The 14,533-nt window shown below is 61.9% G+C and carries 4 protein-coding genes; 3 read left to right on the forward strand and 1 reads right to left on the reverse strand.

The genetic code is table 11. From position 1 onward, the window contains the following. Window positions 1–55: 55 nt before the first annotated feature. The gene (locus LCH64_RS00815) at window positions 56–7,111 is read left to right on the forward strand and encodes an NEL-type E3 ubiquitin ligase domain-containing protein (protein ID WP_226499192.1); all 7,056 of its coding nucleotides are present in this window, start codon (window positions 56–58) and stop codon (window positions 7,109–7,111) included. Between the two features lie 48 nt (window positions 7,112–7,159). On the opposite strand, the gene metH is transcribed toward LCH64_RS00815, so the two are convergent. Further along, window positions 7,160–10,870, reverse strand: a complete 3,711-nt coding sequence (gene metH, locus LCH64_RS00820) for a methionine synthase (protein WP_226499193.1) — start codon at window positions 10,868–10,870, stop codon at window positions 7,160–7,162. Window positions 10,871–11,025: 155 nt separating this feature from the next. Here metH and LCH64_RS00825 point away from each other — a divergent pair, with 155 nt between their 5' ends. Continuing rightward, window positions 11,026–13,308 carry a fatty acid cis/trans isomerase gene (locus LCH64_RS00825; protein WP_226499194.1) on the forward strand — a complete coding sequence of 761 codons (2,283 nt, stop codon included), beginning with the start codon at window positions 11,026–11,028 and terminating at the stop codon, window positions 13,306–13,308. A 184-nt stretch (window positions 13,309–13,492) separates the two neighbouring features. Continuing rightward, entirely contained in the window at window positions 13,493–14,518 is a 1,026-nt protein-coding gene (locus LCH64_RS00830) for an acyltransferase (RefSeq protein WP_226499195.1), read from the forward strand. The last annotated feature ends 15 nt before the right edge of the window (window positions 14,519–14,533 follow it).

Below are 14,533 nucleotides of genomic sequence, written 5' to 3' on the forward strand. Positions count from 1 at the left end.
CACACCGGTTGCGGGGAAATGGTGTCCTGACGTCTCACTTTTCAGGAGAGACAGGATGTCCACTCAACTCCCGACGTTGCCCGTCGAAACACGCGCCCCGCGCAATCTGCCCGGTGCAAGCGCGCCGACTCGAACCGGCCCAAGTCTGCATGGTCCGTTGCTGGAACAGACGATTCCCGACTGGCTGGTCGACGCCACACCGGCCCGGCGTGCGGCCTTGAAACAAGCCCCCACGCGGATGCCGGCCTGGCATCAGGCGTTGTCCGCTGCACAGCAGCAGGGCTTGACCGAGCAGGTCACGGCCGGGTTTCGCGCCCAGACCCGACTGGACCAGACCATGGCGGGCCTGGAGGGCATCGAGGCTTTTGCCCAGGCGCTGCTGGTCAAGGCGCTCAAGGCGCAATTCAACGTCGAGGTCGACGTCAACAAGACATTGCTGTGCCTGCGGCGTCCGCTGGAACTCGGCGTGCTCGAAGTGGAAGTCTCCACTTTCGAGGTTCTCAAGCTGTCGCTGCTGCAGGCAGCGTTGCACAACTTCGAGGCCTGGGAGTGCGAGGAGGGGGCCTATCATCGCGCCTCGGGGTTCGTCGTCGAGACTGCGACTGCCGGCACGTTCCAGGTGGTCACTCCCGGCATTACGGTGCGTCAGTTTCTGACGCTGTGCCGCTCGCTGGACATCGGAGCGCTGTACCAGACCCGGGTGAACAGCTTTTTCAACGATACGCCGGCACTGCGCGAACAGTTCATCGACAGCCAGAAAGGCGCCTTGCGCGCCGCAGCCGAACTGGCCCTGCTGAAAAAGGACATCGAAGCCGACGACTACCGCATGATCCTGTCGGTGGTCGCCGGCGAAATGCGTCCGCAATTGCGCAACAAACCGGTGTGGTTCCGCGACCTGGGCCTGATGAAACGGCGGATGACCGGCTGCGTGGTGTTCAGCATCTGTGAGCGCTATCGCTACACCGATGATTTCATTGTCTACATCCCCCACGATCCGGAGCAGCCGCTCAAACGCTGCAACTTCACGCAGTTGAACGCAATACTCAAGCGCCGGTTCACGGCGCGGGATCCGGCGGCGCCGCCAGGCGATGCAACCGCCTACCAGCGGTTTTTCAGCCAGTTCGTGGCGTATGCCGATCGCCCGTACTATTTCAGCCAGTTCACCCGCCCGGCCGCGACCACACCCGTGGATCCGCTGCATTCGGTGTGGGTGAAAGTCGCGCAGTTGATCCCGCCGTTTTCTGTGGTCGCGCGGATCAAGGAACTGCCGCCCGAGCGTCAGGGTCAACGCGAGCCGCAGGAGGATCCTTACCTCAATCCGGTGGATGTCACGCACCAGGGCTCGGCCGGGCTCTGGGCGGAAAACAGCGATCTGTGGGCTTACCTGTACGAACAGCATCGCGCCCGATTCATCGCCGATGCTCGGGCGCATGCGGTGCCGACCGCCGATGCGGATGCCAAGGCCCGTGCGCGAAAGCTCAACCATCTGCTGGAGCTGGGCATGTTCGCCCTGAACATGGTGTCGATGTTCGTGCCGGTGCTGGGCGAGGTGATGATGACGGTGATGGCCGGGCAACTGCTCTACGAATCGCTTGAAGGCGTGGTCGAGTGGTCCGAAGGTGATCGTCAGGCCGCCAAGGCGCACCTGGTCGATGTAGCGCAGAACCTCGCGCTGATCGGGGTGATGGGCGGCGTGGGCAAAGCCTTCGGCAAATTGAATGCAGTCAAGCCCGAGCCGCTGATCGAGGCGCTGGAACCGGTCGAATGTCCCGACGGCAAGACCCGTCTGTGGCAGCCCGACCTGACGGCCTATGAGAGCCCGGTCAGTCTGGACGCGGCAACCGGCCCCGATGCGCAGGGCCTGTATCGCCTGAATGGCGAAACCTGGATTCGCCGGGAGGGCAAGGTGTACCGCACGCAGTACGACGAAAGCCTGCAGAAGTGGCGCATTCTGCACCCGAGCGATCCCACCGCCTATCAACCGATCCTGCAGCACAACCGCCTCGGCGCGTGGCGACATACGCTGGAGCGCCCGCTGACCTGGGATCGACTGACGATGCTCAGGCGTCTCGGACACTCGACCGAGGCCTTTTCCGACCAGCAGTTGCTGGAGATTGCCGATGTCAGCGGCGTCAGCGACGACGCGCTGCGCCAGACGCACCTGGAACACCAGCCTGCGCCGCTGGCACTGGCCGACACGTTGCGCCTGTACGCAGCCGATCAGGCCACTGGGCGGATCATCGATCAGGTTGAGCAAGGCTTGCCACTCGACGAACAGTATCTGCTGACGCTGCCATTGCTGGGCGAGATGCCGCGCTGGCCGAGCGGACGGGTGCTCGAGGTTTTCGACGGACCCGGGCTGAGCGGGGCACATGTGCGGTATGGCGCGTCGCTGTTGCCGGGTGAACGTCTCAAGGCAACGATCCGCGTGTCGCGCGCCGATGTGCTGGAGGGGCAGTTACCCGCGCGGATCCTGGCGGCGCTGGACGAGCCGGAGATCCAGTGGATGCTCGGAAGGGAGCCCGCCCGCGTCGTCGAATCGCGCCCGGCCGAGTTGCGAAAACAGTTGGCCGAGCACATGAAAAGCCGCCAGCCGGCATTGTTCGAACAGCTGTATGCCGAGCCGCAACTGCAGGACCCGCGCATCGCCAGGCTGCAGACCGCGACCCCCGGCCTGGGCAGCTCTGCCGCGGCTCGGGTGTTGCTCAACGCCAACGCCGAAGAACTGGGCCGCCTGCAAACCGGCAAACGCGTGCCGTTGCGGCTGCTGGAGGAGTCACGCGAGTACGCGCGCCAGCGCCGCTTTGATCACGCGGTGGCGGGTTTGCACATGGAAAACATGGCCACCGGCGAACGCCAGTGGCTGGCCCTGCGCGCGCTGCAAAGGCTGCGCGGCTGGCGCGATGATGTGCGGCTGGAGGTGCGCGAGGGCAGTTTCCAGGGGGCGTTGCTCGACAGCATTGGCAGCGAAAGTGCCGGGCAGACCAAATACCTGGTCAAGCGCGGGTCGATCTATCAGGCGTTCGACGAGCGCGGCGAACCCCTCAACAGCGTGCCGCGTCACGGCGACAATTTCTTCGCTTCGATCATGCATGCATTGCCTGATCAATCCCGCCAGTCACTGGGGTTTGCCGATGTCTCCGCCAGCCTCGACCTGCGTCGGGCGGTGATCGAGCATGTCATGCAGCACCGCAGCGAACTGGTACGGCTGGCGGCCAAACGCCAAGGCGCAAGCAAAGTGTTCAAAGCGCCAGTGCGCGTGCCTCGGCATGGGCCGGGCTATTACGCCAGCGGTCGCGGACTGGGCGTCAATCCGCTGCTGGTGAGCCGGGTGCAGGACCTCTATCCGGCGCTGACCGATCAACAGGCCGGCGCTTTTATCCTCAAGCAACTGTCGCTGGGCAAGAGCGATGCGCAGATTTATGAGCTGTTGCAACGGCGCACGCGTGAATGGACTGAGCTTGAGTCAACGCTTGACCAATGGGAGGGCACGGAAGCGCTGATGGATGCGCCGGCAATCATGGGCGGAAAGTCCAGTGTCGTGCGCAATCTCAAGCAGAGCTGGCGCAACGCGCCTCTGGCGGACATCCAGCCGGGGGCCGGGCGACTCGACCTGGCCTGCGACGAGCAATTGCCCGCATTAACCGCAGATTTCTCCCACGTCCGTGACTTGAGTATTCGCGGGCGGTGCATCACCGATGGCAATGCCGATGCGCTGCTCGCCAGCTTCACGCAGGTCAGAAGTCTGCGCATCAATGCCACCAGCGAAACGTTCAGCAACGTACCGGCTGCCTTGAGCGCAATGCCTGAACTGCGAGAATTGACCCTCTACAGCGCGATGCCGTTCGCCGCCGATATGCCGGTGCGGTTGAGCCAGCTGACCCAGTTGCAGGCACTGACGGTGTGTGCGTCCAGCTATCAGGCGATTGCTTTTGATTTCAGCGCGCTGCGTAATTTGCGCCGATTGGAAATCAATACACACGGCTTGCTCGAGTGGCCCGCGGGCACCCTGCAGTTGCCCAATCTGGAGCGGCTGAATCTCAGCGACACGGGCATCAGCACGTTGCCAGCGGAGTTGCTTGAAGGGCACGAGAAACTCTGGTCGGGACTGTCCCTCGACTGGTCGAGGTTTTCCCGGGAAAACTTCAAGGTCGCGTACGAATACGTGAGAAGTCATCCCGAACACCTCATTGATCGAGAGGCGATGGTCAGGGATTACTGCAAAGGTGAACTGCGTCGTTTGGGCGAGGGTACGAGCACGTCGCCGGAGCAGGTGTTCAACCGTTTCTTTGAACGCTGGCCGGACGAACCGCAGCGTGTCAGCGCCATCGACGCCTTGAGCGAGCAATACGCAACGCTGGATCGCGGCCTCAATGACTGGCAACAGCAAGTGTCGGTGTCGCGGGAGTCACTCAAGGAGATCATCGGCCGTTCCAATGCGGCCCATGTCATCCGGACCAGTTGGCGCAAAGGCCTGTTCAAACGCTATGGCTCGACGGTTTCCGCCTCGACCCTGGATTTGTCGGGACTGATGCTCAGCGATCTACCCCCGTTGCCTGCCGAGGCATTCAGCCATGTGCGCAGCTTGCTGCTGCAGGGCCAGCGTGTGGGCGCGGCGCAGGTGCGCAGCTTCGTCAGCGCGTTCGACGAGCTCAAGACTCTCGACCTGAGTGACAACTCGCTGGAGGCGTTGCCATTGCAGCCGGAGCGGCTGGCCAGGCTGTCGCGGCTGGATTTCTCCGCAAACCGGTTGAGCGACACCTTGCAGGTGCAAGAAACACTGGAAGCCTTGCCCGCCCTCGAATACCTGGACCTGCACGACAACCCACTGACCGACCTGAACGTCGGCCGGCTGGGGCGCCTGAAGGCCCTGAGTCTGCGCGACACGCGGATACAAAACTGGCCGACGGGCGCCGAGGATTTGCCGCAGTTATCCTGGGTCGATCTGCGCAACAGTCAGATCACCGCGCTGCCGCCGACCCTGCTCGAAAGCCATGCGTTGATCCATACCAATCTGACCGGTGCACCGTTGACGGCGCAAGCGTCCGAGGCGCTGCGAGCAGCGCAGCACCGCATCGAACTGGAAGTCGGTTTGCCGGAGGGCGCATTGGCGGCGTTTGCCAACGAGCCGGTGCCTGACGTCTTTCCCCCGGCCGAGGATGGTTTGTCGATCAGCCGCCAACTGCTGCCGCTGGCTCAGGCGTCTGTCAGTGAAGGGCAGGCCTGGATGATCGAAAGCCTGCAACGGATACAACCGGCCTTGACCGATGAGCAGGCCTTGCAGGCCATCGAAGAGTTGCGCGGCAGCGGGCTTGCGGATACGCAGATCAGCGCACGCATCGCCGGGTGGAGCGAGACTTACGATACCCTGGTGCGCACCCTCAATGGCTGGCTCTACACCCGGAATTTCCGCGGAACCGACTGGTCCATCTCGTCGCAGACCCGCAACCTGGCGGCCTGGCGCATCCTCACCTGCTGGCGGGCACGATTGCCCGGCGCGCAGGCTCAGGCGGAGGTTGTGCTGCATCTCAACGGGCTGCAACTGGGCGATCTGCCCCGGCTGCCGCAGGACTTTGCCCACGTCGAGCGCCTGAACCTGACAGGTGTGATGCTCACGGCCGAGGGTTCCAACGATTTTCTTGCGGCGTTTAACCAAGTACGCAATCTGGTGCTCAACGGTAATGAGCTGACAACGTTGCCGGAAGCGGTCCGGCACATGAGTGCGCTGGAATGGCTGGAGCTTTCCAGCAATGGGTTCGACGACGCGGGGCCGCTGTACGAGGCGTTGTCCGGTCTTGAACATCTGCGCTGGCTGGATGTGAGCTACAACAATTTCGAGGCGTTTGACGTCAGTTTCCTGCCTCGCCTGGAGAGCCTTGATCTTGCCAGCAACAACCTGACCGAATGGCCGGCCGGTACGCTCGACGCGCAATACCTGCGAAGGCTGGTACTGAGTCGCAACGACATCACCACGATTCCTGAGTCAGCGCTAGAGGGTGACCATGATGACCTGATCGGCGGCACCGACCTGACCGACAACTACAACCTCTCGCCACAGACGCTGGAGCAGATCCGGGCGTATCAGACGCGCACTGGCTACCAGCAGGTTCTGGGCTTTTCGGTTACGGAACTGGAGGAAATGGTCGATGATGCCACCGGCGGGCTGAGCGAAACCACCGACAGTTTCGAGTCCGACGAGACCCTGCCGCCGGAACCGGCGGATGTCCAGCAGAAGGCCCCGTGGCTGGCCAATCTGGCACCCGAACAGATGGTCACTCGCGGCCAGTTGTGGGACCAGTTGGCGGCCGAGCCGGACAGCGCGGCGTTCTTTCATTTGCTCGAACGTCTGCAGGACACCCGCGAATTCAGGATCGCCAATGCCGATCTGACCCGGCGGATGTGGACGGTCATGGAGGCCGCTGCCAGCAATACGCAACTGCGCGAGGTCATCTTCGCCGGCTCCACCACCCATGGCACCTGCGTCGACGGACGGATCCTCACCTTCAGCGGCCTGGAGAGCAAAGTGTTCACCTATAACGCCTTGCTCGATTTGCCGGCCGGTCGTCCGGGTATCAGGGGGCAGGCCTTGTTGGCGTTGTCACGCCAGCTGTTTCGCCTGGACAAAGTCGATGAGCTGGCGCGCAGCGCGGCGGCGAGCAGCGGTTTTGACGAAGCGGAGGTGCGCCTGGGCTATCGCATCGGGCTGACCGGGGGCTGGGACGACGGGCTGGAATTGCCGGGACAACCGAAAAACATGACGTTCGCGTCCGGTGTTACCCCGCTGCAACTGGTCAACGCCCGGGCCGAGATACTCAACGCCGAACGCTCCGAGCGGTTTCTGGAGGACCTGATTCAGCGCGACTACTGGCTCGACTACCTGCGCGAGCAGCAGCCTGAAGCATTCAGCAAGCTCGATGAAGCGCAATGGCAGGAGGAGGGCGAAGATGAAGGGCTAAGTGTCGACGATCCACTGTATCTGAACAGGCTGTTCGACCAGGCGGCCGAGCGCAATGCCCGGCTCATCGAGTTATCGCGACAGGAGATCGAACACATCGAATCGTCTGCCTCCGCACCGAGGCCCGGCTCGTCCAGGTCGTTGTCAGGCGCGTAAAGCGTGGTGACGGTCAATCCCCGGCACCCCCGGGGATTGACCGGCCGATCACTCGTCGTAACCGAGGTTGGGCGCCAGCCAGCGCTCGGTCACGCTCAGTTCCTGACCTTTGCGCGAGGTGTAGCTTTGCACTTGATCCTTGTCGACCTTGCCCACGGCGAAATATTGCGCCTGCGGATGGGCGAAGTACCAGCCGCTGACCGCGGCTGCCGGGAACATCGCGTAGTGTTCGGTGAGGAACACGCCGCTGCGCCCGGCACGCATTTCGCTGGCCTCGGGGTCGAGCAGGGTGAACAGCGTGGCCTTCTCGGTGTGATCCGGGCAGGCCGGATAACCCGGTGCCGGACGGATACCGGAGTACTGCTCTTTGATCAGCGCGTCGTTGTCCAGCACTTCGTCCTTGGCGTAACCCCAGTGCTCTTTGCGCACTTGCTGGTGCAGCCACTCGGCGCAGGCTTCGGCCAAGCGGTCGGCCAGTGCCTTGACCATGATCGAGTTGTAGTCGTCGCCAGCGTCCTGATAGGCCTTGGCGACTTCTTCGGCGCCGATGCCAGCGGTGGTGATGAAACCACCGACGTAGTCGGTCACTTCGCTGTCTTTCGGGGCGACGAAGTCGGCCAGCGAGAAGTTCGGTTTGCCGTCGGTCTTGATGATCTGCTGACGCAGGTGATGCAGGCGTGCCATTGGCTTGCCGTCATCGCCGTACAGTTCGATGTCGTCGTCATGCACCTGATTGGCCGGCCAGAAACCGAATACCGCACGGGCGCTGATCTGCTTCTCGTCGATCAGCTTGGTGAGCATCTCGCGGGCGTCCTTGTACAGCGCGGTGGCCGCTTCACCGACCACTTCGTCTTCGAGGATGCGCGGGAATTTGCCAGCGAGGTCCCAGGAGATGAAGAACGGCGTCCAGTCGATGTACTCGGCCAGAACATTGAGGTCGATGTTGTCCAGCACCCGGGTGCCGGTGAAAGTCGGTTTGACCGGCGAGTAGTTGGCCCAGTCGAACTGCGGCTTCTTGGCAATCGCCGCGGCGTAGCTCAGACGCTCGGTACGGGCGCTGCGGTTGGCGGTGCGCTCACGCACATCGACGTATTCCAGACGGGTCTTCTCGACGAAACCGGCCTTGAGTTCCTTGGACAGCAACTGCGTCGCCACACCAACCGCACGCGAGGCGTCGGTGACGTAGACCACCGCATCGTTGCTGTACTTCGGCTCGATCTTCACTGCGGTGTGCGCCTTGGAGGTGGTCGCGCCACCGATCATCAGCGGCAGATGGAAATCCTGACGCTGCATCTCGCGGGCCACGTGGACCATCTCGTCCAGCGACGGGGTGATCAGGCCGGACAGGCCGATGATGTCGCACTTTTCTTCCTTGGCGACCTGGAGGATCTTTTCCGCCGGGACCATCACGCCGAGGTCGACGATGTCATAGCCGTTACAGCCCAGTACCACGCCGACGATGTTCTTGCCGATGTCGTGCACGTCGCCTTTGACCGTGGCCATCAGGATCTTGCCCTTGGCTTCCGGCTTGTCGCCTTTTTCCAGTTCGATGAACGGGATCAGATGCGCTACGGCCTGTTTCATCACGCGTGCGGATTTCACCACCTGCGGCAGGAACATTTTGCCGGCGCCGAACAGGTCGCCGACGATGTTCATGCCGGACATCAGCGGGCCTTCGATCACTTCGATCGGGCGGGCGAACGACTGGCGCGACTCTTCGGTGTCTTCGACGATGTGCGTGGTGATGCCTTTGACCAGCGCGTGCTCCAGACGCTTGTTGACGTCCCAGCTGCGCCACTCTTCGGTCTCGGCTTCCTTGACGCTGCCGTCGCCCTTGTACTTGTCGGCGATGGCGAGGAGGGCGTCGGTGCCTTCCGGCGTGCGGTTGAGGATCACGTCTTCGACGGCATCACGCAGCTCCTGCGGGATCTGGTCGTAGATCTCCAGCTGACCGGCGTTGACGATACCCATGGTCAGGCCGGCGCGGATCGCGTACAGCAGGAACACCGAGTGGATCGCCTCGCGCACCGGGTTGTTGCCACGGAACGAGAACGACACGTTGGACACGCCGCCGGAACTCAGCGCATATGGCAGCTCGTCGCGGATGTAGGCACAGGCGTTGATGAAGTCCACAGCGTAGTTGTTGTGTTCTTCGATGCCGGTGGCCACGGCGAAGATGTTCGGGTCGAAGATGATGTCTTCCGGCGGGAAGCCGACTTCGTTGACCAGAATGTCGTAGGAGCGTTTGCAGATTTCTTTCTTGCGCGCTTCGGTGTCGGCCTGGCCGGCTTCGTCGAACGCCATCACCACCACCGCAGCGCCGTAGCGCTTGCACAGTTTGGCGTGGTGGATGAACTGCTCGACGCCTTCTTTCATGCTGATCGAGTTGACGATGCCCTTGCCCTGAATGCACTTGAGGCCGGCTTCGATCACTTCCCATTTCGAGGAGTCGATCATGATCGGGACGCGCGAGATGTCCGGTTCACCGGCGATCAGATTGAGGAAGGTCACCATGGCCTTCTTCGAATCGAGCATGCCTTCGTCCATGTTGATGTCGATCACCTGGGCGCCGGCCTCGACCTGCTGCAGGGCGACTTCCAGGGCTTCGGTGTAGTTGTCTTCACGGATCAGACGGGCGAACTTGGCGGAACCGGTGATGTTGGTGCGCTCGCCGACGTTGACGAACAGCGAGCTGCGATCGATGGTGAACGGCTCCAGGCCCGAGAGGCGGCAGGCCTTGGGGATGTCCGGAATCTGCCGCGGCGCGTAACCGGCCACGGCCTTGGCGATGGCTTCGATGTGGCCCGGCGTGGTGCCGCAGCAACCGCCGACGATGTTGAGGAAACCGCTCTGGGCGAATTCTTCGATGACCTTGGCGGTGTCCACCGGCAACTCGTCGTACTCGCCGAATTCGTTCGGCAGACCGGCGTTCGGGTGCGCGGAAACGTGGGTGCTGGCCTTGTTCGACAGCTCTTCCAGGTACGGACGCAGTTCACTGGCGCCGAGGGCGCAGTTGAGGCCGACCGAAATTGGCTTGGCGTGGGCCACGGAGTTCCAGAACGCTTCGGTGGTCTGGCCGGACAGGGTGCGGCCGGACGCATCGGTGATGGTCCCGGAAATCATGATCGGCAGTTCGATGTGCAGCTCTTCGAACACGCCTTGCACAGCGAAGATCGCGGCTTTGGCGTTGAGCGTGTCGAAAATGGTTTCGATCAGGATCAGGTCGACGCCGCCCTCGATCAGGCCCTTGGTGGCCTCGGTGTAGTTCTCCACCAGTTCATCAAAGGTGACGTTGCGGTAGCCGGGGTTGTTCACGTCAGGCGACAGCGAGCAGGTGCGGCTGGTAGGGCCGAGCACGCCGGCGACGAAGCGCGGCTTGTCCGGGTTCTCGGCGGTCTTGGCGTCAGCCACCTTGCGCGCCAGTCGTGCGCCTTCTACGTTTAATTCGTACGCCAGCTCTTCCATGCCGTAGTCGGCCATGGAAATGCGCGTGGCGTTGAAGGTGTTGGTTTCCAGAATGTCGGCGCCGGCATCCAGATAAGCCTTTTCGATGCCGCCGATCACGTCCGGACGGGTGATCACCAACAGGTCGTTGTTGCCCTTGACGTCACTCGGCCAGTCAGCGAAGCGTTTGCCGCGATAATCCTGTTCTTCGAGCTTGTAGCTCTGGATCATCGTGCCCATGCCGCCGTCGAGAATCAGGATGCGCTCTTTGAGGGCTTGCTTGAGAGCTTGAAGGCGGACGCTGCGATCGGACATTGGGACTACTCGAAAAGACCATGACGAAGGGCCGGGATCATAACAAACCTGCGTGGTTTTGGAGCGTGTGGTGGTTTTGCATGAATATCGCTCATGTTGGTACGAGCGTCATACTGTAGAATCGCGGCGTTTTTTTCACGATCGGGATCATGGGCATGTCGTACCGCGTCATCAGCATTTTCATGCTGTTCTTAAGCTGCGGCGCCGTTGCGCAAGAGCCCGCGATCTCTTATACCCGAGATATTCAGCCAATCTTCACCGAGAAGTGTGTGGCCTGCCATGCCTGCTACGACTCTGCCTGCCAGCTCAATCTGGGCAGCGGCGAAGGTGCAGGGCGGGGCGCGAGCAAGATGCCGGTCTACGATGGCGAGCGTACTCAAGCCGCGCCGACCACTCGATTGTTCTACGACGCCTTCGGCAAACGTGCCTGGCAGCAGAAAGGCTTTTATTCGGTACTTGATGCGCAAGGCAGTCAGGCCGCATTGATGGCGCGGATGCTGGAACTGGGTCACAAAACCCCGCTGACGCCCAACGCCAAACTGCCGGAAGACATCGTCCTCGGCCTGCAACGGGAAAACATGTGTGCGATGCCCGCCGAGTTTGAAGGCTATGCCGGCGCCCACCCGAAAGAAGGCATGCCGCTGGCGGTGACCGGCCTGACCGATCAGCAATACCAGACCCTGCAACGCTGGCTGGCATCCGGTGCGCCGATCGACGAGCAAGGTCTGGCGCCGAGCGCCAAAGAAGCGCTGCAAATCGTCCAGTGGGAAAACCTGCTCAACCAGCCGGGGGCGCGGGAAAGTCTGGTTGGGCGTTGGTTGTTCGAACACTGGTTCCTCGCGCACCTCTATTTCAAGGACGGTGAGCCTGGGCATTACTTCCAGTGGGTGCGTTCGCGCACGCCGACTGGCCAGCCGATCGACCTGATCGCCACCCGTCGCCCGAATGACGACCCGGGCACTCAGGTTTACTACCGTTTGTGGCCGGTGCAAGGGGTGATCGTGCACAAGACCCACATCACCTATCCGCTGAGCGCGGCGAAGATGGCGCGGGTCAAGAGCCTGTTCTACAGCGGCAACTGGCAGGTCAGTGCGTTGCCGGGTTACGGCCCGCAGAGTCGGGCCAACCCGTTTGCGACCTTTGAGGCGATTCCGGCGCAGGCGCGCTATCAGTTCATGCTCGATAACGCCGAATACTTCGTACGCACGTTCATTCGTGGGCCGGTGTGCCGTGGGCAGATTGCGACGGACGTGATCCGCGACAACTTCTGGGCGCTGTTCCAGGCGCCGGAGCACGACCTGTACATCACCGACCCGGTCTATCGCGGCCAGGCCACGCCGCTGCTGGCGATGCCAGGTCAGAACGATGACGTCGGCAGCGTCCTGAGTCTGTGGCACAACTACCGCGACAAACGAAACCAGTACGAAGCGCTGCGTCGCGACAGCTACGCCGATTTACCGGCGCCGAGCTGGTCGACGCTGTGGGCCGGCAACGACAACGCGCTGCTGAGCATTTTCCGTCACTTCGACAGCGCCTCGGTGACCAAAGGCCTGATCGGCGAAGTGCCACAGACGATGTGGCTGTTCGACTATCCGCTGCTGGAGCGCACCTATTACCAGTTGGCGGTCAACTTCGATGTGTTCGGCAACGTTTCCCATCAGGCGCAGACCCGCCTGTATTTCGACCTGATCCGCAACGGCGCCGAACAGAATTTCCTGCGCCTGATGCCGGCCGATTCCCGCGAGGACTACCTCGACGATTGGTATCAGAGCAGCGGCCAGTTCAAGATGTGGCTCGACTACGAAGCCATCGATGACGACAAGCCGACCGCACTGAAACTCGATCCGAAGGACCCGAAATACGACTTCGCCATGCAGTTGCTGGCGCGTTACGGCGATCTGAATGCGCGGCCCGATCCGATCAACCGCTGTGACGGCGCCTACTGCTCGCGGCCGAATATCGACCCGGCCCTGCAAAATGCCGAGCAGGCGCTGAGTCGCCTGACGTCACGTCCGGCCGCCGGTTTGAAGGTCATCGACCAGTTGCCGGAAGCGACCATGCTGCGCATCGAAACCCGCAGCGGCAAACGCGAGATGTACAGCCTGCTGCGCAATCGCGCGCACAGTAACGTGGCGTTCCTGCTGGGGGAATCGCTGCGCTATCAACCGGGGCTGGACACCTTGACCATCTATCCGGGCGTGCTCAGCAGCTATCCGAACTTCATCTTCAACATTCCGGCCGAGCAAGTACCGGAGTTTGTCGATGCGATGGAAACCGCCAAGGACGCCGGGCGCTTCGAGAAAATCGTCGAACGCTGGGGGATTCGTCGCAGTCATCCGCAGTTCTGGTTCTATTTCCACGATCTGAGCCAATACCTCCACGAAACCGATCCGGTGGAAGAGGGCGTGCTGGACATGAACCGCTACGAGAATCTTTGATCGTTTGGGGCTGGCCTGCTGTCCCAACGCTTAGCAACACCGCACATTCCCTGTAGGAGTGAGCCTGCTCGCGATGGCGGCATGTCAGGCGACAACCATTCTGAATGGACTGACGCCATCGCGAGCAGGCTCACTCCTACAAGGAGTCGGCGGTGGTTTTGAGAGTTGTGGACAGGAGCCGATCATGTTGATTTCAGTGCAGGCCCTGCGGGCGCTTGCCGCGTGGACCGTGGTCTGCCACCACTTCATGCAGATTTTCTTCGATTTCAAGGCGCGCGGCCCGGTCGGGCAGTTCTTCATCGACAAAGGCGCAGTCGGCGTCGATATCTTCTTCGTCATCAGCGGGCTGGTGATCTTCCTTTCTACCGAAAGCAAAGCGTTGCCCCCGGCGCGGTTTCTGCTCTATCGGTTGTTTCGCATTGTCCCGGCGTATTGGCTGTACACGCTGCTGATGGCGTTGCTGGTGGTGTTCGCCCGGCCGATGTTGCCGGATCAGACGGTGGATTGGGCGCATTTCCTCGCGTCGTTGTTATTCATCCCTGCGCAAAACCCCGGCGGCTACGGGATTTATCCGACGCTGAATGTCGGCTGGACGCTCAACTACGAAATGTTCTTTTATGTGTTGTTTGCATGCGCGCTGGTGTTCCGCTGGCAGCTGCGCTTGCTGGTGGTCGCCGCGTTGCTGTTTTCGGCGTGCCAGGCGTTCGGCTGGCTCAATGAGTTCTACCGTTCGGACATCGTTTACGAGTTTTTGCTGGGGATCGGCATTGGCGTGCTGTATCGCCGGGGCTGGATCGGCGCGGGCCTGTGGTTGCCGCTGGTGGCGATTGGCGCTGCGTCGTGGGCGATCTATCACCTGGCGCCGGCGCCAAGGTTGTTGAATTGGGGCGTGCCGAGCGCGGTGCTGGTGATGTCCTGTATCGCACTGGAACGCAACGTCGAGCGCAGCCGGGTGATGAAATGGCTCGGTGACTGTTCCTATTCGGTGTATCTGATGCATGTACTGGTGCTGTCGGCGGGTGGTTTTCTTGCGCGGCGCTACGGGATCAACCCGTATCTGATGTTCGTTATCTGTGCTCTGGCCATCGGTGTGGGCTCGTGGTTGAGTTACGAATGGGTGGAAAAACGCAGCTATCAGTGGCTTAAAGCGCGGATTGATCGCGAACCTGTCGGTCAATCAGCTGCCGAGCTTTCCCGACAAAAATACTAGGACTTTGTGCCGCGC

This window comes from Pseudomonas sp. MWU16-30322 (assembly GCF_020515535.1).
GTDB classification, from domain to species: domain Bacteria; phylum Pseudomonadota; class Gammaproteobacteria; order Pseudomonadales; family Pseudomonadaceae; genus Aquipseudomonas; species Aquipseudomonas fluorescens_H.

Excerpts from the sequence above, each read along its gene's own strand:
- LCH64_RS00815 (WP_226499192.1), top strand. The coding sequence starts at position 56 with ATGTCCACTCAACTCCCGACGTTGCCCGTCGAAACACGCGCCCCGCGC.
- metH (WP_226499193.1), bottom strand. The coding sequence starts at position 10,870 with ATGTCCGATCGCAGCGTCCGCCTTCAAGCTCTCAAGCAAGCCCTCAAA.
- LCH64_RS00825 (WP_226499194.1), top strand. The coding sequence starts at position 11,026 with ATGTCGTACCGCGTCATCAGCATTTTCATGCTGTTCTTAAGCTGCGGC.
- LCH64_RS00830 (WP_226499195.1), top strand. The coding sequence starts at position 13,493 with ATGTTGATTTCAGTGCAGGCCCTGCGGGCGCTTGCCGCGTGGACCGTG.